Consider the following 25,591-nt stretch of genomic DNA (forward strand, 5'->3'; position numbering starts at 1 on the left):
CTTTAAGTTATGTTTCCTTTTAGTTCGAATATCCGTAAGAATTGCTCAACATGCCGTTTGACGCGGAAATGGTGGAAGCGCCGATAGGCATCAGGTAACGGTTCTTGACGGTGACGTCTGTACCGACGAGTCCGCTCGAAATAGACGGGAGGTTGGTGTCTACCTGTGTGTCGTTGCCTGATGTCGGGTCGGCCTTGCCGAATGAGTCGGCACTTCCGGCGTAGTCGGCTGGGGTCTTGTCGGCCGGCAGTCCGTGCCATGTGACGCTCGACATGTCTATCTGTGTCTTTGCCTCGTCCTTGTAGTTGAAATATACTGTCTCCTGGTATGTGCCGTCTTGGAGTTGGCGCATGTACGTTTCTTTGGACTCCTGGATTTTGGCGACGAGCAGATTCCAACGGATGAGGTCAAACTTTCTGTAACCCTCGCCGGCAAATTCCCATGCGTTCTCGTCTACGATGGCGTTGAAGAGCGCGTCCTTGTTGGCCGGGATGTTGTCTATATATTGCTGTGCGTCGGCCTTATGCTCGTTGTTGAAGGCGCGGTTGTGTACCATCGCCAGAGCCTGGCGGGCGGTGATACCGGCATCTCCTGTGTAGCTTCCGTCCGGGCCGGCCAGTTCGTTCATGACCTCTGCATAGTAAAGGAGCACCTGTGAATAGCGGATTTTCACCACGTTGATGCCCGTGGCGTGCTTACCTGTCGCGGCCTTATTGTTTTCAAGCCATTTCTGGCTCATTTTCCTCGGATCCCATTTGCCGACATACATACCGAAGGGGGCGTTTTTCAGCATCTGCTCTTCTGTCAGGTTGGTTGTGCTGTTCTGGCGGATTTCCATGCAAGAAGCGGTCACGTCGCGGCGTGTGTCGTTCTCGTCGTAAGAGTAGAGCAGGGGAGCTGTCACTTTAAGCACGCCCGATGAGTTGCCGTAGCCATAGAGGGTGGTGGGCTGGTTCATGCGCACGCCTACGGTATATCCGAGCTCTCCTGTAGCGTTCTCGCCCATAGGGATTTCAAAGAGATTCTCCTTATAGGTCCGGTCGAGTTGCAGCTGGTTGAGCAGATACCACTCGTTTTCGAACGACGGGTTGAGCTGGTGGCGGCCTTCGGTAATCACGGCGGTGAGATGTTTCAGCGCTTTTTCATACAGAGCCTTGCGCTCTGCTGCTCCGGGACGTTGCGTGGGATACACGGCATCGGTGTAATCGGCGGTCTCGTAGCCGTCTTTCGCCTTCTCGCGGATGGCGTATCCGGCGCGTGTCAGTGCTATCTGGGCGAGCAGTGCGTGGGCATATCCCTTGTTCATGCGCTCTGTCGTGTAGCCGCTGACATCGCCCGCCCACGGCAACAACTCAATGGCTTCTTCGAGGTTGAGCATAAGCGTGTCCATGATGATGTCACGGTCGGTCTTCGGTTTATAAGCGTTGCTCAGGTCATGCTTTGCCGGGGTGAGGTTCAATGGTATGTCTCCCCAATAGCGCAGCATGTCGAAATAAACCATGGCGCGCAGCGTGAGGCTCTCGCCGAGATAGCGTCTCATGGCTCGTTTGTTCTCGCCTTCGCTCCGCATGAGCGGGCTGTTTCTGATGCCTTCGATATTGAGGTTGGCGTCTTCGATAATTCCGTACAAGGCGGTCCATGAGCCGTTGAGGGCACTGAAACCGGAGTTCACGTTGTAGTTGCCAACACCGCGGTAGTGGGTCTGGTTGTAGGCGTTCTGTCCGAGACCGTCTACAAGCTCGCAGTCACTGTTTGTTCCCCATTTGATTGGGATGTCCTGCGAGTAAGTGCGGTCTTGCGCGAGCGCTCCGTAGAGCTTGTTCACTCGGAGGCCTGTGTAGTATGTGTTATTGTATACAGCCGTACCAGTCATTTCAGACGGGGAGTTCTGATCGAGAAAGTCGGAGCATGAAGACATTCCCGCCATGCCGGCAGCCAATGCTATTATAGAAAATATCTTTTTCATAATTATTGCTTCTTATTTAAAATGTGATGTTTATACCGCCAACAAATGAACGGCTCTTGGGATAGGCGGCATAGTCGATACCTGGAGTCATCGGGTTACGCTTGCTGCTGGTGTCCACTTCGGGGTCGTATCCGCTGTAATCGGTGATGCAGAGGAGGTTGTAACCGGTGAAATAGATGCGTACATTTGTGAGGAAAATAGATTTAACCCACTTCTTGGGAAGTGTGTAGCCAACCGTAACGTTTTGCAGACGGAGGAATGATGCGTCTTCGACAGCATAGTCCGTGAGTTCCATCCGGCTTGCGGTAGACGGGTTGTAGATAGTGGCTCCGGCGTTTATCTCGTTCAGTCGGGCTATCAATCCTTCGGCACCGCCATATATCGCCAGTGTGGCGTTGGTTGGGTTGCCAAGGTTTACGCCGTTGGCCGGGTCGATGTTGGTATAGCGGTTGCCCATGCTGAAATCGTCGACGATGTTCTGGTATCTGCGGGTGTTGTAGAAACCGGCGTTCGCGAGTTTCGTGGCATTGATAACCTTGTTGCCGAGTGAGTAGTTGAAGAACACGTTGAAGTCGAAGTTATGGAAGCGACCGTCAAATCCGAAACCGCCGGTTGTGGTGGGGATTGTGTTTCCGAGGCGCTGCTTTATCGGATTACCGTTCTCGTCGACTTCAAGTCTCAGACCGCCGGGTTTGAGGGTTCCGCCGGTTATAGAGGCGCTGTTGTCTTTGATACCGTCGCGCAGTGCCCATGAGTTTCCGTTGAGGACGAGCTGTCCGTTCGGGTTGCTCACAGGGTCGTAAACAGTGAAGAAGCCGTTTGTCTTGTAGCCCCAGACCTCTCCGAGGCGTCCGCCCTCTTCAAGGCGGAAGTCTTCGTATTTGGCGATGGTGCTTCCACCCCAGTTTGAACTCTGCCAGGGGTTGTCCATCGCGAGCTCGTCAATCTTGTTCTTGTTGTATGCAATGTTGAAGTTGAAGTTGAGGCCGAACTTCTTTTTGTCCACAAGAACGGCGTTCATAGTGAACTCAACGCCCTTGTTTGAAGTCTTGCCGAAGTTCTGGTACTGGTATTCGTAACCGGTATTCGAAGGTATTACCGAGCGCATTAGCAGGTCTTTGGTAGTGTTCCAGTACAAATCGATGGTACCGTTGATTCGTCCTTTGAGGAAACCGTAGTCGATACCGATGTTTCGTGTGATGGTGGTTTCCCATTTCAGGTCGGGGTTGTAGAGGTTGGAACCGTGCTCGAGCATGTCTCCGAGAGTCTCGTCGAAGTACGGGTATTTGGTTCCGCTGCCGCTCGGCGATGAGTAAAGCGGTGTGAGCAGGCCTGAGTTGATGCGGTTGTTACCTGCCGTACCGAAGCTGAGGCGGAGTTTAAGGTTTGACAACCATGATGAGGAACTCTCCAGGAACTTCTCGTCAGATACGCGCCAGGCCAAAGCCAGGGATGGGAATACTCCCCAACGGTTGTCTTTCCCGAATTTGCTTGAACCGTCGGCACGGAGTGTGAACGTGGCAAGATACTTCTCGTCGAGTGTGAAGTTGATACGGCCGAAATATGAAAGGAGATTCTCATCGGCCGAGATTACACGCTCATTCTTCAACGATGTACCGTTTGACGGGTTGGCGAGGATTTCGTTTATGGTCATTGAAGCGGGGAAGTTGACAGAGTAATTGGTGGTGCTTGTTTTCTCCACGCTGCTCACTTCATGGCCCAACAGCACGTTAAGATGTACATGGCCGTTGAAAAGTTTGTTGTGATCGTATGTCACGGTGTTGGCGTTGCGCCATTCTTTCTGCTCCAGGCGTGTGAACATAAGCTGGGGTCTTCCGTCTTGCGCGCCCTGGCCGCTGAACTTATTGTTCGTCACGGCGTCGGCGGCCCATGCCTGGTCGGTGTTGTTGTGTCTCCAGCTGTATCCGAATTCGCTGCGGAACGTGAAGTGTTTGAATGGTTTCCAGTTCAAGCCGGCGTTGTAATTCTGTTGCAGGCGTTCCTGGTATTTGTATGTGGATGTGATACGTTGCAATGGAGTACGGCGTGTAGATGTACTGTTCTCTTCGTCATCGTCATCACTTGCTTTCAACTGGCTGATGGGTTCGTAGTTCACGGAATTGGCAACAAGGCTGTTTGCCGCGTTTGTCTCATTGGTATCGGCACCTCCGCTCAGTCCGTCCAGCTTGGTGAAAGCCAGTCGTGCGTTGAAGTCGAGTGTCATCCACTTGTTGAGTTTGGCGTTGAGTTTGGCGTTGACATTGTTTTTTGCGAAGCCGGAGCCAAGCATTATGCTCTCCTCGTCAATGTGGGAAAAACCGATGTTGAACTTCAAGTCTTTCGAACCGCCGTTCACACTTACGTTATATTGTTTCTGTAAACCGGTGCGTCCGAAAAGTATATCCTGATAGTCGGTGCCTTCAACAGATTTCCAAATCTCCAAGTCCTCGAAATTTCCGTATGCAGTGCTTCCGTTGTTGTTTTCCCACTGGTACATGGCGAAGTCGTAAGGATTGAGCGTATGGACTGTCTTTGTAATCTTTTTCCAGCCCAAAGAACCGTTGAAGCTGACCTGGGTTTTTCCTTCTTTGCCGCTTTTTGTTGTCACGATGATTACACCGTTCGCTCCACGCGCACCATAAATGGCTGTTGAAGAAGCGTCTTTCAAGATGTCGATGCTCTGTATCTCGCTCGGGGCAATATCTCCGATGCTTGATACGGGGAAGCCGTCAACGATATAAAGCGGTGAGTTGTCTTGCGAGAGCGACCCCCCCCCACGCACACGTATCTTTACGTCTGCATCTGGTGAGCCTTCGGTTGTTGTGATGTTCACACCGGCCATCTTACCTGTCATGGCCTCGCTGATATTGCTTACGGGTATGTTCTCGATTTGCTTGGCGCTTACAGATGATACAGCGCCGGTAAGGTCTTTCTTTCTCACGGTACCGTAGCCGATGACAACCACATCGTTCAGTGTTGTGGCATCGTCTTCAAGAGTGACGTTTACAGAGCTTTTTCCCTTCACGTCTACGGTCTTTGTCTTCATTCCGATGTATGATATGACAACGGGATTTTTGCCGGAGACTTTGATGTTGCAGATACCGTTGAAATCGGTAATACCGCCGTTGCGCGTGCCTTTTTCAAGTACGCTGGCTCCGATGACAGCCTCACCGTTGGTGTCTTTTACGGTGATTTTTACTGTCTGCGCCGATATGGCCCCTGCCAACAGCAACATGGCGAGGATCAGCGTCGTTCGAATTTTCTTCAGTTGTTCAGACATAAATTAGTGTTTTAAATTATACATTGTTTGATATTTACGATTAAATTATATTTGGTTTTGGTTTAACAGGTCTTTCTTTTGTGGGTGGTTGGCGGTTTCTTTTTATCGATAGGTATACTTATATTTTTACGTTAGTCTTGATTTTGCCTTACGGTTTCTTTTGTTTCGCAAATCATGTATGCTGTTATTCACGGCCGCTTTCAAATTACTGGAATATTATTTTGCGCGTAAAATTAATCAATTCTTTTTATAAGGGCTTTACAATAAATACGGGAATAGGTATAGATATTACAGATTTTATGTGATAAAAAGCAAACACGCCCTTTGCTCTCGAAATATGACCGGAGCAAAAGGCGTGTTTGATATTTATTTGATTACTTTCTTTCCGTTGATGATATACAGGCCTTTTGTGGCTTTGTCAATGCGGATACCCTGCATGTTGTATATCACGTCTTTACCATTGGCATTGCCGTTTATCTCGTTGATGCCGTTACCGTCGCCGGCAATTGCGGCTTTACCGAAACCTCCCATTTCATTGGCAGCGCGTACTTCAACCATTGTCGCGCTTTCTGTCAGATTGTAAGAAGTCTCCGTTCCGTCGACAATGGCGACGAATTTACCGTCGGCAAATATGGCGTATGCCTTTGCGCCGTCAACAGCTTCCCATGTCAGTGTAGTTGCGGCCATGGTCACGGGGTTCATGGTTACTTGCCCGGCAAGAGCGGCCGGGGTCCAGTCTGTGAACACTTTGTCGATGGCATACTCGGCAGCCTGTGCGGCAGTGAGTATCGTTTCGTATGTTTTCTTGTTGTTGTCTTTGGTGAATGTGAGTACATTGCTTGCCGGAGAAACAACATTTCCGTTCTTATCCGTTGAGTTATACTCTACAAACTTGTCTGCCGCAACGTTCATTCCGCCTGTCGTGAAACGGCTCTTGGCAATCTCGCTTGGCTGGTTGAGTGTGGTGTTGAGGAATGCAAGACGTGAAACGCCTCCCCATGAACGTCCGAAGTTGAACTTGGCAGCGAGGTTTTCTATGGTACAACCCTCAAACACATATCCGAATTTGTTGGCAGCGTCTGTATATGGTGCCGTTATCGTGACATCGCCGCTCTTCGGTGTTTTGCTGCGGCTCTCGTTAACGAGAAGACACTTGTTGAAGTAAACGTCACCTCCACCGCAGATATAGTCTACCACGCCGTGTATCTCACTTGTTTCCCAATAGAACTGGCTTACGGCGTTGCTGTAATACGTATCCTGGTATGAAAGCAGTTTTACGTTCTTGCAGATTGTGCGTTTACCCTTGTCCTGCAGGGCAACGGCACGTCCGGCAGTGCTGCTGTTAAAGTAATCGAGAGCGTTTTTAAGCGTGATGTCTTGCAGATAGGTGTTTTCGCCTGTCACGAGAATTGTCGCGGACACGCCTATTCCCTCCACCGGAGCCGTGTTTACGATGATGGTATTGTCCATATCTTGTCCGATGAGCGAGATATTCTTTCCGCTGATAGCGGTCAGGCATTTCTCTCCGAGGTCGTAGGTTCCATTTGGAACGAATACGTATGTACGTGTGTCGTTGGTTGCGGACGCGTTTGCTATTTCAAGTGTGGCAAGGAAATTATCCGCGTCGCTGGCTTTTACGACGAAATATCCCTGTTCGTTCTTTGTGATGCTTTGGTTCTTGTCATTGATGATGGTAAGGTTGTGCATGTACATTCCGTTGTCGGCTGTTAGCGTGAGTGTGCCGGCCTCACCGTCGTATTCGAATGCCGCCGTCTCACCGTCGCTACCTGCCGGAACTTTTGTCGACCACAGTGCCTTGCCTGTATTGTCGCTGATGGTAATGTTGCTTTCGCTTCCATATCTGCAGAGGCCGACTATGATGTATGCGTGTCCGCCTACGGTCAGTTCGAGTTTATCGCCTTTGTCTATCGTCCATCCGTGCTGGTTGTCATGGAATTTGCCTGTACCTATGAGGTTGAATGCCTCGTGGTCTTCAGGATAGAAGAACGGATCGCCGAGATTATAGTACAGGCGGCTATTCTCGTTGTTCACTATTTCATTTTGTGTCACTACGGCATATAGTTTTGTGTTTGCCGTGATAACCTCGTCCGTGGTATATTTGCGACCGCCTTTGTCACTTACAAACCATCCGCGGAACACGTCGTTTTCCTGCATTGACGGTTCGATTGCCTTTGCGTCATAGGCGAATTCCGTGATTTTGGCGTCTTTTTCTATCGTCTGTGTGCCGATTGTCTTACCGTCGATGTTAATATATGTAAGAGTGAAATCAGGCTTGAAGATGATATTCGCCTTGTATATTGCCACATCTTCGCCGGCCTTTATACTGATTGTGGCGACACACGACTTTCCGTCTGCCGCAAGAGCGTATTCCGTGCTTTCGATATTTCCGTTGTCAGCGACTATTTCTGTTATGGGGTTTGAGGCGGATATCATTGCCTCGGCTTTGGAAATCTCGATTGTTGCGGTGTTTGTTCCGTCTGCCTGCTCCATGAATATGTCCGCTGCCTGATATGTGTTACCGTTCACTTTGAATGAGCCGAGAGTAGGGCTTTTGGACAAATCGACCATGCCGAAGATGTCCAGTTCAAACATATAAGCGTTCTGGCTGGCGTTGAGGTTCTCCCATTTCAGTTGCACGTTTGTGCGGTTCACATTGGCATTCACTTCGCACCATGCGGCCGGTTCGGCCACGGATTCTGAAACGACGACCCAATCGGCATCGCCGTCACCTTTGGCGAGAAGTTTCCACCCGCGCTTTCCGCCGGTGGCAGCATGCACATAACGTACTCTGCTTACCGACGCGAATGTCGACGTGCGTATGTACGGATCAGCCGCTTTTGCCGCCATGAGCCAACCGAGCGGCTGGCCGTTATTGAATTTGTCATTCTGTCCGTTGGGATTGACATCTGTGTTGTAAACAGATATTCCGAAATCCTCTTTGCTGTACTTTGTCTTTAAGTTTACCGTGGTTTCCTTTTTTGATGCTTTTACTGATTGCCAGTCGGAGAAATTGGTGGAGTAAAGCATCTTTTCCTGTATCAGTGACACGTGGATTACTTTCACACCGTAGATATAACTGCCGCCGGTGGATATTATTTCCACATATCCTTGCGCGGCTTCCGCAGAGGTGGCTCTGTGAGATGTTATATCTTCCGTTGCTGCCACACCGCCGATGGTGTAGTTGATGTATCCAGGATAACCTTTTACTGTTACCGTGTCTTTTGCTGTTTTCACCGGGACACGCAAGATTGTTCCGTTGTTGAATTGGGCATTGTTTCTGCCGACACAGTTCAATTTGCCGTTGGTTGCGTCAACGTGCATGGATATTCCGTCGATGTTGGAAGGAATGTCGGCAACTTTGCCTTCGTAGTTAGTAGCGTCACAAATGCCTTCGGGAATGTTTTTCTCAAAGTTCCACTCGGCGATTATATCACCTTGTGCGTTTGCTGCAATAGGGAATAAAAGTGCAAGGCACATGATTCCCACGAATTTAAATAGTTTATTCATTTAATTATTATTAGGTTTTTAATAAGGTAAATACGTTGGTATTTTATTATTTGGAGGCAAAAGTAATTAAAAAATGTGTAAATTTATAATTTTATCTTTGTTATTTTCTATTTCACTTGATAATGATATGTGTTTCTTTTATTTTACAGTTGTATTTTGACTGGGTGCAGATAGGGGTATGGGGAGATAATATACATAATTTATTTTTGTGGTATATGTGTAATCCGTTCCTATGGATACCATAATCCGTTTCCGGTACACATGACCTGTTCCTATGGATGCTATAATCCGTTTTAAAGGCATGTATGAATAAGTTCCGGTGATATATAAAGTATTTAAGGCTTAGGCGACTGAATTATTGTTTGGTATTACATGTCTGTGATGTCGTTGTGCCGGCGGTATGCGATGGTAATGGATATCTTAATTCAATCCTGGAAATGACAATGCCGGAATGTATTTGACATCCCGGCATTGTCGCTGTCTACGGCAAAAGAATATTTACCGTTTTTATTTGTGTTTTCGTTTGTCGTCCGGTGAGTATTATTTGTTAATAGTTTTACGGCTTATTCTCTTTCCGCTGCTTAACACGGATACTTTTATTACCAAGCCTTTCGCATCGGGAGATATTCTCATTCCCTGCATGTTGTAATACTCTGTATCCACAACTTTGTTCGCATTGATGTTTTGGATTGCCGACACCCCTCCTTCTATTGCTTCCACAACCGTGCCGTCTTCCTTGACATATCTCGGGAAATACTCATTTACCGCTTCTTGGGCTTCGGAGTTTCCGCCAATCATTATGTCTTGGACAAGGCTGTTGCAGTATACTTCTATATTGGTGTAGTATCCTTTGCTGTCGATAGTGGTCTTGTTTCCGTCAGTAGGGTCGTTCGGGTTCAGCCCGTTGGCGATTTCCCATGCGTCGGGTATTCCGTCACCGTCGGTGTCGAAACCCTCAGGGCGCTCTGCCGTCGGAAAGTTGGCTTCCGTGTATCCTTTGACGTCAGACACGAGGTCAATGAGTCCCCATTTATTTGTCACCGAACCTTTATATTGCGACTTTCCGTTCTTTGCCTCACTCATGTATCGTGCGTCAACATCGTCTCTGTGCAGTGATGAACCGGCATATTCCAATACCTTGTTGAATGCGTTCTCGGCCGTGTGCGTTGTTACATTGCCAGTGGGTGCCGGCTCGTTCATCTTTACATTGACGCATTGTTTTCCACTTATGGTAATGTGCGGAACTTTGTCGCCGTACATGTTGTTAGGATCTTCAGAGTATGTTACTCCGCCCACCGTATGTACCCCCTTGTCGTAGCTCACTCCGGCCCAGTCGCGGTTTTTCTTCTTAGAGCCTGACGATGTCTCCGTGGTATTGCCCGAGATGTAGTAGCGGCTTGTCATTCCGTAATATTCGGGATGCTTGCTGTCTGAGTTTCCCGACGTGGAAACCGTAACCAGAGTGATGCGCTCTTGATTGCCTACACCGCTGTTGCCGGCTTTGTAGTAGTTGTTGACGATGTTAATCTGTCCGCCGCCGGGTCCTCCGTAGCAGGCTCCGGGGCAGTTGAACATCACGCAATTGCGGAAGTCCACGTTCTCGGCTTGTGCCGGATTTTCCCATTTATACGTGTCGTAGTCGTAGTTGCTGGTATATCCCTCCCATCCGTAGCGTGCGCCGTTGAAGCGCGGGCCTCGGTTGCTCACGCTTGCGATGAGGTTATGGTGGAAACTGGCGAGCTTGCCGCCCCAGATGCCGCCGTATCCGTGTGCGCCCTTGCTGTGTCCGGGATTGTTCAGGCTCTCCGCAATGGTGCACCACTGCATGGTGAAGTTGTTGTTGTCATAGAAAGAAGCCACTTCGTCAATGCTCCAACTGAACGAGCAGTGGTCGAGGATGATTCCGGTCTTCTGTCTGTCCCAGATGGCATCGGCTCCGTCGTTAACGTCTCTTTCCTGTCCGCGCCGACTTCTGATAAACCTTACTATAATGTTGTTTGCGCATCTGAGCGTGCGGTAGCGTAGTGTGATACCGGGATATGGAGCCGTTTGTCCTTCTATTGTCGTGTTGGCGCCTATTGACAGGTCGGAATTTAGCGCTATGACACCGGCCACATCGAATACCACAATCTTTTTGCCGCTGCCTTTCACGGCTTCCCTGAACGAGCCGGTACCGCTGTCGTTGAGGTTGGTCACGTGTATGACCTTTCCGCCTCGACCTCCTGTTACATACCGTCCGTGGCCTTCCGCTCCGGGGAATGCCGGTGTTTGTGCCGTTGCCGCACCTGTCAGTGCTGTTACGGCTGCTGTGAGTAATAGTTTTTTCATTATGCTTTTGTAATATTGGTTATGTTCGAACATGAAAAAAACAGAGACACGAAGAATACCGGTTGTCCATTTCTTAATAATGGAAAATGTTCTTCGTGTCCATGTCTGTTTATGCTTGTCGCTTTCCGGTCATTGCGGGTATATTAATGTTATTGCATTCTCTGCAGACCTTCCCAGCGCACGTTCCATCGTCCGTCTTTCGGGAAACCGGGGTTGAGCACATCGCCGCAACCGTCCCAACCGGCGCACATCATGGCTACAGCGTCCAGCAGACTGCCGTTGCCCGGCAGATAGAGGCGCAGACGCTTTGGCTCTTGGAAGTTGTGCCCGCTTACGAGATAAGTGTTCTTCCCTTTGTCGATGAGCAGTGCCTTTACGGCAGTGTCACCTTCTCCGAGACGTGCGGCACACATCGCAATCATGCCGTAGTCCCATCCCCAGGTTGTGTCCCAGTTCCAGTTGGCCATGACCCAGTCAAGAGTGCGCTTCATCGTCTCTTTATTATACTGGTCCGTGGCAGGCAGCATTCCGCATGCGCCAAGTACGGCGGGGTGGTCAGAGCGTGATTTTAATGCGAAGTCTTCCTCCGATATCTGTTTCTTTCCGCTCTGGGCCGCACTTGTAAACGGGTCAAATCCCGTTGATTGGGCTTTCGGGTCGAATGCCTGTGAAGGCTCGCCTGACATATATATGCCGTCTTTCTCGGCCAAAGGAGCCATGCGGCTGATTATTTCGTCCCATTCGCTGTCGCGTTCCAGCCCTTGACGCTCGCGCCATTTCTGTGCCACGCTCAGTCCGTAGTGCCAGTAAACCTGTTCAAACGGATGGTTGAAAGAGAAGTCTTTCGACATCGATTCCTGCATGGCTGTCTGTCCGAAGAGTTTTATTTTGCCGCTTTTCGGTGCGCAGGCCTTTGCGAAATCGGCCATGAACAGTGCTGTTTGCTCCACGCCCTCTGCGTATTTCTTTATAGTTTCGTCGGTGGGGTTAGCTCTGTACATCTCTTCCGCCATATATATATAATGTGGTTGCTGCCATGTCAGGAACGAACCTACATTCGACGGTGCCTCACCCGCTTGCGGGTCTGTCATCTTCATCCAGCGTGCGCCCTTGAATCCTTGGCGCGCGGCAATTTTCTTAGCGATAGGCAGGGCTGTTTTGTTGTACCATTTCAGCATCGTTTCCATAACTTCCGGTCTGTTCCACAGAGCGAAATCCACAGCGTGCCACCATGTCATTTCAAGGTGAGGACGGCCGAACCACGAGTTGTATGTCAGTCCGGTTTCCTGCGGCGGAGTGTTGTTTGCGCAGTTGATGGCGGTCAGATACTGTGACAGTACCACCCGGCGCTCCAGTTCCGCTGCTCTCGGGTCGGTGCAATCAGAGAAATCGACGATGGCTCCTGCATTCCAAAATCTCGGCCAGTGTTTCATCACGGCTTTCAGGGCTTGGTCATAGGAGTATGATACATCAGCTTTCTTTGCGTCGTTTTTCTCACGATACTCGGCACTGAACGACAGCACGTCGTCTGCCGATGTGAGTGTGAAATGGTGCGGCGATGTCTCTTTCAGTACGGCGTTGCCTTCCCATTCCAACAGTACATAATACTTCGTGTCGTCGAGTGTCCGCTCGATTGTTGCGGAACGGTCTGTCGATGCTATTATCACAGACTTGTGGCGCTCCGGTTTTGTCCAGTCGTTGGCATCGTCCGCATGCTTGCCTGAGGGGTAAGAGAATTTGAACGCCACTGCCGCACGGCCTTTTGACAGCAGTCCGGTCTTTATTCTTGAAAACAGGCAGTCCTTGTTCGCCATGCAGGCGGTTGTGACTTCGACAGGTGTTCCGTTCACCGTGAACTTCGATTCTATCGTACCGTCCCACAAAGCTTGTTCCTGACGTATGTTTTTCAGTCCGCTCAGCGGTATCGCTTTGCCGTTCTCGTCGGTCAGTTCAAGACCTATTGTTCCGAGGTTCAGGCGGTGCGGGTTTACTCTGAAATATTCAGTGGCTTTTTTGTTGCGTCCTTCCTGCTTGTATTCCACCGCATACACCTCTTTGCGTCCGTGTCCGAAGTCATACGCTTTCTCCGTTTCGGCCGGAGTCAGTGCGTCGGTGTTTTTGAATGAATGCCATCCCCAGTCAGACATGGCGTTGAGAGGCACGCCTGCCTCATAGTCAAAAGGGTAGCTTTGCAGTCCGGTGACATCCACCGTAGTGGCAAAGTGTCCGTTGCCCACGGTGAGCGAGGCCAGTGCGTCTGCCTTTGTCACCACCGGGTTGTTACGTGTCACCACGGCCTGGCGGTTGATGCCCGTTGTGGTGTTGCTTGTATTGTATCCTAGCGCTTCCATTTCGAGCGATGCCCAGATGAACGGGCCTACGCCCTTGGCGTCGTTGTCGCGCACCTTCTCGCTCAGGTAGTAGTCATACGATCCGTCACGGCGTTTGTTCTCTTTCAGCTTCATGCCATACTTGTCTGTCGCCGCCTTTACCTTCTCGCTCATACCCGGGCCGAGTCCGGCCACCGAGCAGCAGTTGGTCAGTGAGATTGTGCTGTCAGGATTTATCTTTATGAAATTATTGATAATGCCTTTGTATGCCTTTATGCCGGCATCGCGGTATTTCGCTCCCACATATCCCTTGCGGTATGCTTTGAGCAGTGAGTATGTGAACATGGCCGAGCATGTTGATTCCAGATAGTTGCCTTTGCGTTTGGGGCTGTCCATCACCTGGTACCACACACCGCTCTTTTTGTCTTGCCATTTTATTACGGCGTCAAGATCTTTTTTCAGCAGTTCGATCACCTCGTCTCTGCGCTTGTAGTTCTCCGGTAGCGCGTCAAGCAGCTCGATGAGTGCCATTGTGTACCATCCCTGGGCGCGACCCCAGCAGTGTTGAGACAAACCGGTGGTCTTGTCTGCCCAGAACATTTCGCGTGTCTCGTCCCATGCGTGGCGGTTCAGTCCTGTTTTGGTGTCGAGTGTGCGTTCGTATGTCTTCTTGATCTGGTCTACCGCGTCATCGTATATGGCCTGTGCTTTCTTGTCCTTGAGCAGCATTTTGGCCGTCATGGTGTAGTAGGGCAATCCCATGAAAATACCGTCGAGCCACACCTGATATGAGTATATCGCCTTGTGCCAGAACACTCCGTCCTCCGTGCGCGGCTGGTTCTTGAGCTGTTTCATGAGCGTTTGCAGAGCTGTGAGGTTCTTTTTCTCGGGATACAGTTCATACATGCGTGCCACGAAGTGCCCTGTGCGTATCTGGTCGAGATTGTAGTCTTCCAGTCTGTATCCTCTGATGTCGCCTTTCGCGTTTATCATCGTGTCGGTATACATCTGGCAATATTTCTTTATGTCCTCTCCTCCGTATTTGAGGTATGTGTCGAGCATCGATTCCAGTTCGATACCCATCACATAGCTCCATTTCGGACGGTTCGAGAAATCGAGCAGGTAAGACTTCGGATAGCGTTTCATCTCCGACGCGGTCATCCACTGGCTGTAATTGGCAAACGGCTTGTTGATGAGGCTCAGGCCGCCGTTGATGTACAGGTTGTCGAAGTTTATGTTGCGTGTCTGTCCCTTTATGCTGTTGCCTTCGGCCACACCGTTGAACTTACAGTTTTTCACGTTGATGTCATAAACGTTCGTGCAAGTGTCGAGTGCTATTATCTGCACGCCGTATTTGCTCTTCTCGCAGGTCACGTTGTCGAGGTTGATGTTGCGCACTGTGGGCAGGAAGCCTCGGCAGCATATCTCGTTGTGCTCGTAGTCGAGATTGATTTTCAGTACAGACTCGCCGCACTGGCCTACTTTAATGTTGCGTGCATATATGTTCTCGATGATTCCTCCGCGGCATGTGTTTGTCTTTATGCGTATCACGCGGTCGAGATTGGGGCTGTCCATGACGTTGTTCTCAGCGAACAGGTTGCGGCAACCGCCAGATATCTCACTTCCGATCACCACGCCTCCGTGTCCGTTCTGCATCTCGCAGTTGCGGATGATGATGTTCTCGCTCGGCTTGTTCCACAGGCGTCCGTCGTTGTTGCGTCCGCTCTTTACGGCGATGCAGTCATCGCCCGTGTTGAAGAAGCAGTTTTCTATCAGCACGCCGTCGCATGACTCCGGGTCACAACCGTCGCCGTTGGGGCCGTCGTTGTTGATGTGCACGCCTCTCACTGTTATGTTCTTTGACAGCAGCGGGTGGATGACCCAGAACGGTGAGCGCAGCAGGGTGACATTCTCAATGAGTATGTTCTCGCATTGGTTGGTGTTTATCAGCTGCGGGCGCAGGCCGTCTTGCGGGCCGAAGCGGCGCTCGTCTTTGTCTACTCCGTCCTCTGCCATTTTCAGCAGTCGTGCGCGGCTGCCGTTGCGTTGGCTGATCACGCCTTCTTTCCATCCGTATCGTGGCGCTCCGCACCATTTCCACCATGTTTCATTGGTTCCTCCGCCGTCTATCGTTCCCTCGCCGGTGATGGCGATGTTCTTCTGCTTGTAAGCATAGATGCACGGCGAGAGGTTCCAGCAGTCGAGTCCTTCCCATCGTGTTCTTACCACAGGATAAAGCTCGGGTTGGAAGACGAAGAGCAGTGTCGCGTTTTTCTCCACAACGAGATTTACGCCGCTGAGCAGCGTGATGGCTCCCGTATTGAATGTTCCGGCAGGTACTATGACGCGACCGCCGCCGGCTTTCGAGCAGGCTGCTATGGCCTTGTTGATCGCTTTCTGGTTTACGGCCGCCGTAGCCTTGGTTCCTGCTCCATACTTGGTGATGTTGAAATCACGATTTGCAAACTCCGGTTGCTTGATGCTCTGCTCTATCTGTTTGTACAGTGTTGTCCAGTCGTCGGCATGGGCCATGGCCGGAAACAAAAGACACAGAAACATTAGTCTTAATAATTTCATGTCGTTGAAAATTGTTTATAGTTATTAGTTTTTAATTTGTCCGTAATGTATATCGGAAACAAGCGGACTTCTCCGGCGACTTGCATGGTTGCCGGCCGATTGTCATTAAAATGTCGCATATCTTCCTGCAAAGATACTAATTATCAATGTAAAAGACAAAAAAAACGATATATTTTACAGCTTTTTGTCAAGGCTTACCGCCACTTTGCGCTCGGGGTCGTGACGTGCCGCCCATTTGGCGTATCGGGCATACAGGGCTGCGGGGCGGTTGTTGTACCAACTGTAACCGTTGCGCCGCTCATGCCCTATCTCTTCAAGTCTACGTTTCGGTACCCCGTCTCTGTCGCATACGTATGGCCGGCCCTCTTCCAGGTCATAGAACCGTGCCCATATTGGGTGTGCGTTCGGGTCGCTGGCCAGGCGCGTGTCGTGTCCCGGTTTTCCTTTCTTGCCTGTCCGCACAAGGCGCACTCCGGTCAGTTTGTGCTCGTCAAACCATTTCATCGCTCCGTGTACTGCGCGTTTGATGCGTTCGTCGGGGTTAGGCTGGCGCATCAGTATGTCCACGAGCACGGCGCTTTCGCTCGAGCAGAACGACGGTAGTTCGTAAGCGCGTGCTTTCGCCGGTCGCAGCGTCTTGCGGTCGTGTTGCTGGCACCACACCGTAGGCTCTCCGTCTATCACGATCTGAGTGGCGAGAATGCAGTCTATTCCTTTCCGGTATGACACTGCGAGCTTTTCGCGCAGGGCGCTGTCCGTGATGTCGCCGGAGAATGGATATCTGCCCGCCATGATTTCGTCGAACAGGTTGAGCGTGTTTGCCATGGCGTTATCGTTGTACGTGATGTGAACCCGATAGCCGCTTTTCTCTGGCCAGAACTGTGGCCATCCGCCGTTGTCGTATTGCCCGCTGAGCAGATATTCCACGGCTTTGCGGAATGAGTCTCGGTATTTTGTGTCGCCGGTGGCGCTGTACAGGTGTGCCAGATAACGCATCTGGGTGTTTGTCGCGCCATTGTCTGTCGTCGAGTCGTCTCGCCGTGCCTTGTCTTTCCTTACCTGTGCAAGCTCGCTGTCTGTATGGTGACGTGTCATGTCCATGTTTTTCGGCCACCCGCCTGTCACCCTCTGGTATTCGAGCAGCATGTCGCCGGCACGGCGGGCCTCTTCGGTAGTGAAGAAGTCCCGGCTTGTCTCGTTCATTATCTTCTTGTAGCTCTTTTGTTGTGCCATTGCCGGGGCGATGGCAATCAGGCCGCATGCCATTGCCAGCAGTAATTTGTTTTGTTTCATATAAGTGGCAGTTTGTAGTTGTTTAGGGTGCAAAGATACGGAAAACAGTCGACAAAACAGAATGTTATGTCGTAAATGCGTGTCTGCTGCGATGGTGCGTGGGTGTGCCGGTGGCTATTCCGTAAGGTCATGCCATATCAGCGGTTTGATGCCTGGCTGTCCGAGGTATATGGCTTTCATGCCGGTTATTGTGATCTGCCGCTCGAAAAGTTGCGGGTTGTCCACGAGGTTAAGCCTGTCTTGGTGCTGTGTGAAGTCGTTGATGCACACGGGCAGAAGCTCGTCCATGTAAAATCCTTCGCATTCTGTTAGTTTTAAATCCGACAGTATTATGGCACTTTTACCGTCGAACGGCGGCAGGAATTTGGCGTTTCTCATGTTTCTGCGTGTGGAGCCTACGATGTATCCTCTGACCGTGATTACTGTTCCTATATCGGTCTCTATGGCTTCGGACACTGTGAGGCATCTTTGTTCTGTGCTGTCAATGTCGAAAGTCTCTTTCCAGTCGTAGTCGTCTGTTTTTTCCGTTTGGGGCTGTCGGCCGTCATCTGGTATGCTTATTTTCTCGCATGCGGCGATAAGTGCCGTTAATGCCAGAAGCAATGGTTTGATTGTTTTCATGGTTTTGTTTTCTGCTTTTTGGTTATTGGTGAGTTTTCTTGGTAGCCAGGCGTGTAGCGTGTCGTGTGCGGTTGTCTGGCAGATTTTGATTATCGGTTGCCGGGTATACTCCGCAAATATACTCAAACGGAGCAATACAGACAAATCAAATCGTGTGTTTTTTATGCGTTGGCGCATATTTTCCATGTAGTAGGATAAATTTAACCTAAATTATTTGCTTTTTATAATGTAATTGTCTATATTTGCGGAAGATAAGATTTCATCTGCCATTGCCGATGGCCTTATCGTTTATCCTGAGGTTGGATGCGTCCTGCGCCAACCTCTTTTTTGAGCCGTTGCCGTGTGTTCACGTCTCAATTTCAGGGTATTGTATACCGATGTGTATCGTGATAATGCTTGTTTTCTCGTGCTTTTTTGTATAAATTTGCATGGGTGAAGTCAATAAAAACAATAGGAATAACGATGAGTGACAGGAAAAATACATACAAAACACTATGCGGAAGATCGCCGTAAATGCATGTTTATGCACTTTGGATGGCTTGAATATTTGATAAATGCAAGTCGGTTGTCCAAGGAGTGTGTATTTACTGCGTAGCAGATGCTGTCGGCGGGCAGCGTCGTTCTTGTTGAATGGCTTTAGTATGGCTTTGCGGCGAGCCGCCCACTGTATCCGGTGGGCGGCTCGCCTTTTGTTTATATGGTTGTTTTTTGTGCTTCAACGGGATACTTTTTGCCTTGCATTTAGGCGCTCGTTGCAATGCGTTTAGCGTCTAAACGCATTGCAACGAGCGCCTAAATGCAGGATGACGGCATACCGGTTGCGGCAATGCCTATGGAAGGATATTCGAGAAAGAGAAATTTATCAAAAAACAAAGGCTGTAAGTGGCTTTGCTGTATGCTTTTGCATAAATATTCATATTTATTTTGTTGATTGTCGTTGGGAATAAAGTTTACAAACAACATTATTTTATATGTTTAACCGTTTTTAACATGGGGGGGGTGGCAAGCATTTTTATTTTATGTATCTTTGTGCCGTTCGATGGTAAATACTTAATATTTAAGATAATATAAATATTTAAGACAAAATAAATAATTAAGGTTATGAAGCAGAAATTGTTAGTGCTGTTTGCTATTTTGCTTGTAGGCATAGGCGCAAATGCCCAAAAAGCCGTACTCCCTGACACTGTAAGTGGCAAGATTCATTGTGTTCCAGACGAAAAACCTTCTTATCCCGGTGGTTCGGGGTTGCTGTTTAAATATCTCTCCACCCAGATCCGCTATCCGTCGGATGCGGTGAAAAATAAGATTGAGGGGCGGGTGATTGTCACTTTTTTTGTGGAAAAAGACGGTTCGGTCGATGATGTGGCAGTGTTAAAGAGTGTATGCCCTTCGCTTGATAAAGAAGCCGTGCGTGTGGTGAAAAATATGGCGAAGTGGAATCCCGGAAAGCATAAAGGAGTGCCGGTGAGAGTTAAATACACGTTGCCGATAAGCTTCAGGCTTCCGCGATGACAGTACGGGCATGGAAAAAACAAAAGGGTGTGGCCCGGCCTCCCGGTCCGACCACACCCGCAAAACAACTTATATAATAATAATTCATAGTGTGCGGACAATAATTAGAGGTGCGTATGATGTTGTTTTTATCACATGCGCCATGAAACAAGAGCCGCCGAAATACCGGACAGAATGCCTGTGTCCGGGTTTATACAATCATAGACAATGAATGCCGCACATGTCCTTACTCCGAGGAACAACGGCTTTTGTTTCTTATCAGGTCGAGGCAGGTCTTCAGACTTTGTTCCAATCTCATGTTCCTTCCCATTTCCTTTCTTGAAAACAGTGGACTATTGCATGAAATCCATAATGAAACTTACTGCTGCGGGACAGTTGGAGACTCTCACTCCATTCCCTTTTAATCGCTGTTATGCGAGCCTTAACGTTTGCAAATGTAGCTATTCTCTTTCAAAGTAAAGACAACCTTACGATTAAAAATGATGGTGATTAACATTATTTAAATAAGTTTTTAAGGGAGCTAAGAAAAATCTTTCCGGGAGTCAGGCGAATAGTATGGCACATACGGTGATGGGTCTCTTGGTTCATTTGACTCCCGAAAAAAATATTTGATCGCGGTCGCTGAAATGTCTCGATCCGACTTTAAGTGGCACTTATATCCCAACCTATCGCGCTTGCTCCGAGCACAGCGGCTGAGGCACCGTCGAGTCCGCTTATGAGGAACTGCACCTTGCCTCGGAATACCGGCATCACACTTTCCTCGTATGCCTCACGTATAGGGTTCATGATAAGAGAGCCGGCCTTCACGAGACCGCCGAAAAAGATGAATGCCTCCGGACTTGAAAAAACGGTGAAGTCGGCACAAGCCTCACCGAGCATCTTGCCCGTGAATCGGAAGATGTCGTTTGCCAGCTCGTCGCCCTTGCTTGCCGCTATGCTCACGTCGAGCGACGTGATTTTGTCCGGGTCCATGTCTCTCAGCAATGATTGTTTTCCGGTTGTGGCCAGCAGCTCCCTTGCGGTGCGTGCCACTCCCGTTGCCGAGCAGTAAGTCTCGAGACATCCGGTGCGTCCGCATCCGCAGGGGCGTCCGTCATCGCGCCGCATGATGATATGTCCCAGTTCTCCGGCAAAGCCGTCGTGTCCGTATACGAGCTGCCCGTTGACTACGATGCCCGATCCGACTCCCGTGCCGAGCGTGATCATGATAAAGTTTTTCATGCCTCGCGCCACACCGTAAGTCATTTCGCCTATGGCGGCGGCATTGGCATCGTTTGTCATGGCAACAGGCACTCCCAGCTTGTCGCCGAACATCTTGGCGAGCGGTATTATACCCTTGCCCCAGTTTATGTTTGCCGCATGTTCGATGGTGCCTTTATAGAAATTGGCGTTCGGCGCGCCTATGCCCATAGCCTTGATTTTCTCGATGCCGCCAACCTGCTCTATGATTACTTGCAGCGCTTCTATGGCGGCGTCAACATATTCTTCCGCCGTGGCAAATCCTTGTGTCTTGATTGCTGTCGTGGCTTTTATTTCTCCGCGGCTGTCCACTATCCCGAATACGGAATTTGTGCCGCCGAGATCCAAACCGATCACGTAAGGTTTGGGTATTGATAGTTCATTCATGATGATATAATTATGTTATTAAATAAAATACATGGTTGTCGTTCTTTACACAAAGTTAGAAAAAAAAGAACACGGGCAAAAGAATTAGCGGTAAAAACTTGTGTAATTCGTATAATTTTAGCAATTTTGCAGACATTATGCCATTTCCGATACATATTAACATATTGGATTTCATATTCAAGGGAATGCTCATCGGTGTCATAGCCTCGGCCCCGATGGGGCCTGTGGGTGTGCTATGCGTGCAACGCACGCTGAACAAAGGCCGCTGGTATGGTTTCGTGACCGGTATAGGTGCCGTGGTGAGCGATATCCTGTATGCCGTTGTCACGGTATATGGAATGAGCCTCGTGATGGATTTTATCAGCGACCAGCAGAATAAGTTCTACTTGCAGATAGTGGGAAGCATGCTGTTGCTGGCGTTCGGGGTGTATACATACCGCACCGACCCCACGAAGAACATGCACCGTTCGGGACACAACAAAGGTACGTTGGTGCACAACGGGATAACGGCTTTTCTAGTAGCGTTCTCCAATCCGCTGATAATATTCCTTTTCCTCGCGTGCTACGCCCAGTTTGCTTTCGTGCTGCCAGATCATCCGTTTGAGATGGCTGTGGGGCTGATGAGTATCGTGGCGGGAGCTTTGTTGTGGTGGTTCGGCCTTACATGGTTTGTTGACAAAATCCGTGGTAAGTTCGATGAGAACGGTATCAGGCTGATAAATCAGGTGATAGGTTTTATCGTCATGGTATGCTCGGTCGTGATGCTGTTCGGGACGGTGACCAATTTATATCGTTTTTTCTGATTTTGCTATGTATATATCACAGGAATTAAGAAAGAAAAACATTGCCGAATATCTGCTGTACATGTGGCAGATAGAAGACACGATAAGGGCGTTCGGATGCTCGTTGTCGAGAATTCGCAGGGAATATATAGACAGGTTTGACTGTACTGAAGAGCAAAAAGAGGAAATGGCCGATTGGTACGGAAATCTGATAAGGATGATGAATCAGGAGGGATGCCGGGAAACAGGGCATCTGCAAATAAACAAGGTGGTGATGATCCAGCTTGAAGAACTTCACTCCATGTTGCTGCAAAGCGGCAAGTTCCCTTTTTATAACGCCGAGTATTACAAGGTCCTGCCGTTTATAGTCGAACTGCGCAACCGCGGAGCTGCAAAGGACGAGAATGAGATTGAGACATGTTTCAACTCACTCTATGGCGTGATGATGCTCCGTCTTCGAAAAAAAGAGATAACGCCGAACACGGCGCATGCCGTGAAAGAGATAACCACGCTTGTGGGAATGCTCGTCGACTATTATCATAAAGACAGGGAGACACCGCTCTTTGTGGAGGAAGACGAGGGCTTGTAGCGCTACGTTACCGTTTTTTTATTTATTGAAATCATAGAATTTAAGAATTATATCATGAATATATTGATTACCGGTTGTAACGGGCAACTGGGCAATGAAATACAGTTGCTGGAAAAAGAAAACGCTCAGCATGTTTATTTCAATACGGATGTGGCCGAACTGGACATAACCAACCGTGAGGCCGTAAACGATTTTATCCGTCGGAATGAGATTGACGGAGTGGTGAACTGTGCGGCGTATACCGCGGTAGACAAGGCTGAGGATAATGTAGAGCTTTGCGGATTGTTGAACGCCACGGCTCCAGCATATCTGGCCGAGGCGATAGCTGCCCGCGGCGGATGGATGATACAGGTGTCTACCGACTACGTGTTCGACGGAACGGGACACACGCCTTATCGTGAGACTGACCCAACGTCGCCTGACAGCGTTTACGGCAATACCAAGCTTGAAGGCGAGACGAATGTGCTCAAAGCATGTCTGGATTCGATGATAATACGCACGGCATGGCTGTACAGCCGCTTCGGAAACAACTTCGTGAAGACTATGATGAGACTTGGACGGGAGCGTGACACTCTCGGTGTTGTGTCCGACCAGATAGGCACTCCGACCAATGCCGCCGACCTTGCCGCCGTAATCATGACGGCGATAAACAAGGGAGTGGTGCCTGGAGTATATCATTTCTCGAACGAGGGGGTAATCAGTTGGTATGATTTTACCAAGGCAATACACCGTATAGCCGGAATAGGCACATGTCATGTAATACCATTGCATACCGATGAGTATCCGGCAAAGGCGAACCGTCCGGCATACAGCGTGCTCGATAAGACAAAGATTAAGGAGACGTTCGGAGTGGAAATCCCATATTGGGAGGAGTCGCTCGAAAGATGTATAAAGGATTTAAGCGAACAGGAAAGATGAACAGCGAAATACAAAGAAGACGCACCTTTGCGATTATCTCTCACCCGGATGCCGGCAAGACGACGCTGACCGAGAAGTTCCTGCTTTTCGGAGGACAGATACAGGTGGCGGGAGCGGTGAAGAGCAACAAGATACGCAAGACGGCAACGTCTGACTGGATGGACATTGAGAAGCAGCGCGGAATATCTGTTTCGACCTCGGTCATGGAGTTTGACTATGAGGGATACAAGGTTAATATTCTCGACACGCCCGGTCACCAGGACTTTGCCGAAGATACATACCGCACCCTCACGGCTGTTGACTCAGCCATAATAGTGGTTGACGGGGCAAAAGGCGTGGAGGCACAGACGCGAAAACTTATGTCGGTGTGCCGCATGCGCAACACACCCGTAATCATATTCATTAACAAGATGGACCGCGAGGGACGCGATCCGTTTGATCTTCTTGATGAGCTTGAGCAGGAGCTCGGAATAAAAGTACGTCCGCTCAGTTGGCCGATAAACCAGGGAGTTAAGTTCAAGGGTGTATATAATATATATGAGAATAAGCTCGATTTGTTCACACCGGATAAGCAGCGTGTGACGGAGAAAGTGGAGGTAGATGTGGACAGTGCCGAACTCGATGGTATGGTAGGGGAGAGTGATGCGGAAAAACTGCGTGAGGACCTCGAACTTGTGGACGGAGTGTATCCCGAATTCAATGTGGACGACTATCGTTCGGCTGCCGTTGCTCCGGTATTCTTCGGATCGGCGTTGAACAATTTCGGTGTGCAGGAATTGCTTAACTGCTTTGTCGAGATAGCCCCGAGTCCAAGACCTACAAAGGCTGAGGAGCGAATTGTGGAGCCGGAAGAGTCCAAATTCACAGGATTTATATTTAAAATAACGGCAAATATAGATCCCAATCACCGTTCGTGCATTGCCTTTTGCAAGATATGCAGCGGTAAGTTTGTACGCAACCAGCCTTATCTTCATGTGAGAATGGGTAAGACGGTGCGCTTCTCTTCGCCAACACAGTTCATGGCTCAGCGTAAGAGCACTATTGAAGAGGCGTATCCGGGAGATATTGTCGGACTTCCCGATAACGGTATATTCAAAATCGGTGATACACTCACGGATGGCGAAATGCTACATTTCCGCGGCTTGCCGAGTTTCTCGCCCGAGATGTTCAAATATATTGAGAATGCCGATCCAATGAAGTCGAAGCAGCTTCAAAAGGGAATAGACCAGTTGATGGATGAAGGTGTGGCGCAGTTGTTTGTCAACCAGTTTAACGGTCGGAAGATAATAGGAACGGTGGGACAGCTCCAATTCGAGGTAATTCAATATCGCCTTGAGAACGAATATAACGCCAAGTGCCGTTGGGAGCCGGTTCATCTGTATAAAGCATGCTGGATAGAGAGTGATGACGCAGCCGAGCTTGAAAACTTCAAGAAGCGCAAGTATCAGTATATGGCCAAGGATAAAGACGGCCGGGATGTTTTCCTTGCCGACAGCGGATATGTTCTCAGTATGGCTCAGGAAGACTTTAAAGGCATTAGGTTCCATTTTACCAGCGAATTTTAATGTGGCAACCGTCTGCCGCCGTATAATCGGATGATTATGGAATGAGCGCGGGAGCGATTATTATAAGTTGACGGAAACAATAAGTAATGATTGTAAATGAAAATAGAAGACGATATAAAACAGGCCGTGGAGGTGATGCGTAAGGGTGGCGTGATACTCTATCCGACCGATACCGTGTGGGGAATAGGATGTGACGCGACCAATGCCGAAGCGGTGTCACGAGTGTACGAGATAAAGAAGCGTAGCGATTCCAAGGCCATGATATGTCTTGTGGACAGCGACGCAAGGCTGCAACGATATGTACGTAATGTGCCGAACGTGGCTTGGGACCTGCTCGATTGTGTAGACAAACCGACGACTGTAATTCTCGATGGTGCCGTAAACCTTGCTCCGAACCTGATTGCTGAGGATGGAAGTGTGGCGTTGCGGATAACCGGCGAGGCTTTCTCGAAAGAGTTGTGCTATCGCTTTCAGAAACCTGTCGTATCCACTTCGGCCAATATATCGGGAGAGCCGGCGGCACAGAACTACCGTGACATATCGCAAGAGATAATAGACTCGGTGGACTACGTGTGCTGGACGAGACGCCAGGAGCACAAGCCGCACAAGCCGTCGGCCATCATTAAGCTCGGACAGGGCGGAGAGATACAGATCATACGCAAATAGGGCGGAATGT

The 25,591-nt window shown here is 49.5% G+C and carries 14 protein-coding genes and 1 riboswitch; of the genes, 6 read left to right on the plus strand and 8 right to left on the minus strand.

Annotated elements, in window-relative coordinates; all coding sequences use genetic code 11:
- Positions 1-19 precede the first annotated feature (19 nt).
- From HPS53_RS03910 to HPS53_RS03940, 7 genes are all read right to left on the minus strand, one after another.
- Positions 20-1,966, minus strand: coding sequence for a RagB/SusD family nutrient uptake outer membrane protein (locus tag HPS53_RS03910; protein WP_172204523.1), 1,947 nt, complete (start codon positions 1,964-1,966; stop codon positions 20-22).
- A gap of 16 nt (positions 1,967-1,982) precedes the next feature.
- Positions 1,983-5,246: a TonB-dependent receptor gene (locus tag HPS53_RS03915; protein WP_172204525.1), complete on the minus strand. Its 3,264-nt coding sequence runs from the start codon at positions 5,244-5,246 to the stop codon at positions 1,983-1,985.
- Positions 5,247-5,612: 366 nt separating this feature from the next.
- A complete protein-coding gene (locus tag HPS53_RS03920) occupies positions 5,613-8,774 on the minus strand; it encodes a pectinesterase family protein (RefSeq protein WP_253942812.1) in 3,162 nt (1,053 codons plus the stop codon).
- 540 nt (positions 8,775-9,314) lie between these two features.
- Positions 9,315-11,102 carry a pectate lyase gene (locus HPS53_RS03925; protein WP_172204527.1) on the minus strand — a complete coding sequence of 596 codons (1,788 nt, stop codon included), beginning with the start codon at positions 11,100-11,102 and terminating at the stop codon, positions 9,315-9,317.
- A gap of 149 nt (positions 11,103-11,251) precedes the next feature.
- Entirely contained in the window at positions 11,252-16,009 is a 4,758-nt protein-coding gene (locus HPS53_RS12755) for a glycoside hydrolase family 88 protein (RefSeq protein WP_172204529.1), read from the minus strand.
- 174 nt (positions 16,010-16,183) lie between these two features.
- The gene (gene pelA / locus HPS53_RS03935; RefSeq protein ID WP_172204531.1) at positions 16,184-17,302 is read right to left on the minus strand and encodes a pectate lyase; all 1,119 of its coding nucleotides are present in this window, start codon (positions 17,300-17,302) and stop codon (positions 16,184-16,186) included.
- A 114-nt stretch (positions 17,303-17,416) separates the two neighbouring features.
- Positions 17,417-17,923: a DUF6359 domain-containing protein gene (locus HPS53_RS03940; protein WP_172204533.1), complete on the minus strand. Its 507-nt coding sequence runs from the start codon at positions 17,921-17,923 to the stop codon at positions 17,417-17,419.
- Between the two features lie 1,101 nt (positions 17,924-19,024).
- On the opposite strand from HPS53_RS03940, the gene HPS53_RS03945 reads away from it, so the two are divergent.
- Positions 19,025-19,435 (plus strand): energy transducer TonB, encoded by a 411-nt coding sequence (locus HPS53_RS03945; RefSeq protein WP_104370330.1) that lies wholly within the window; start codon positions 19,025-19,027, stop codon positions 19,433-19,435.
- A 249-nt stretch (positions 19,436-19,684) separates the two neighbouring features.
- A riboswitch (cobalamin riboswitch) is annotated at positions 19,685-19,874 on the minus strand.
- Between the two features lie 203 nt (positions 19,875-20,077).
- Here the strand turns inward: HPS53_RS03945 and HPS53_RS03950 are convergent.
- Positions 20,078-21,061, minus strand: coding sequence for an ROK family protein (locus HPS53_RS03950; protein ID WP_172204535.1), 984 nt, complete (start codon positions 21,059-21,061; stop codon positions 20,078-20,080).
- 137 nt (positions 21,062-21,198) lie between these two features.
- On the opposite strand from HPS53_RS03950, the gene HPS53_RS03955 reads away from it, so the two are divergent.
- The 5 genes from HPS53_RS03955 to HPS53_RS03975 all read left to right on the plus strand — a co-directional run bounded on the left by HPS53_RS03955 (position 21,199) and on the right by HPS53_RS03975 (position 25,581).
- Entirely contained in the window at positions 21,199-21,864 is a 666-nt protein-coding gene (locus HPS53_RS03955; RefSeq protein ID WP_172204537.1) for a LysE family translocator, read from the plus strand.
- A gap of 7 nt (positions 21,865-21,871) precedes the next feature.
- Positions 21,872-22,432 carry a DUF4924 family protein gene (locus HPS53_RS03960; protein ID WP_104370332.1) on the plus strand — a complete coding sequence of 187 codons (561 nt, stop codon included), beginning with the start codon at positions 21,872-21,874 and terminating at the stop codon, positions 22,430-22,432.
- Between the two features lie 54 nt (positions 22,433-22,486).
- Complete coding sequence (gene rfbD / locus HPS53_RS03965) at positions 22,487-23,350, plus strand: dTDP-4-dehydrorhamnose reductase (protein WP_172204539.1); 864 nt, start codon at positions 22,487-22,489, stop codon at positions 23,348-23,350.
- A complete protein-coding gene (locus HPS53_RS03970; protein WP_104370334.1) occupies positions 23,347-24,915 on the plus strand; it encodes a peptide chain release factor 3 in 1,569 nt (522 codons plus the stop codon). The genes rfbD and HPS53_RS03970 overlap by 4 nt, the downstream gene beginning before the upstream one ends.
- A gap of 96 nt (positions 24,916-25,011) precedes the next feature.
- Positions 25,012-25,581, plus strand: a complete 570-nt coding sequence (locus HPS53_RS03975; protein WP_172204541.1) for an L-threonylcarbamoyladenylate synthase — start codon at positions 25,012-25,014, stop codon at positions 25,579-25,581.
- Positions 25,582-25,591 lie beyond the last annotated feature (10 nt).

Origin of the sequence: Prevotella sp. PTAC, from assembly GCF_013166535.1 — a bacterium.
GTDB lineage: Bacteria > Bacteroidota > Bacteroidia > Bacteroidales > Bacteroidaceae > Prevotella.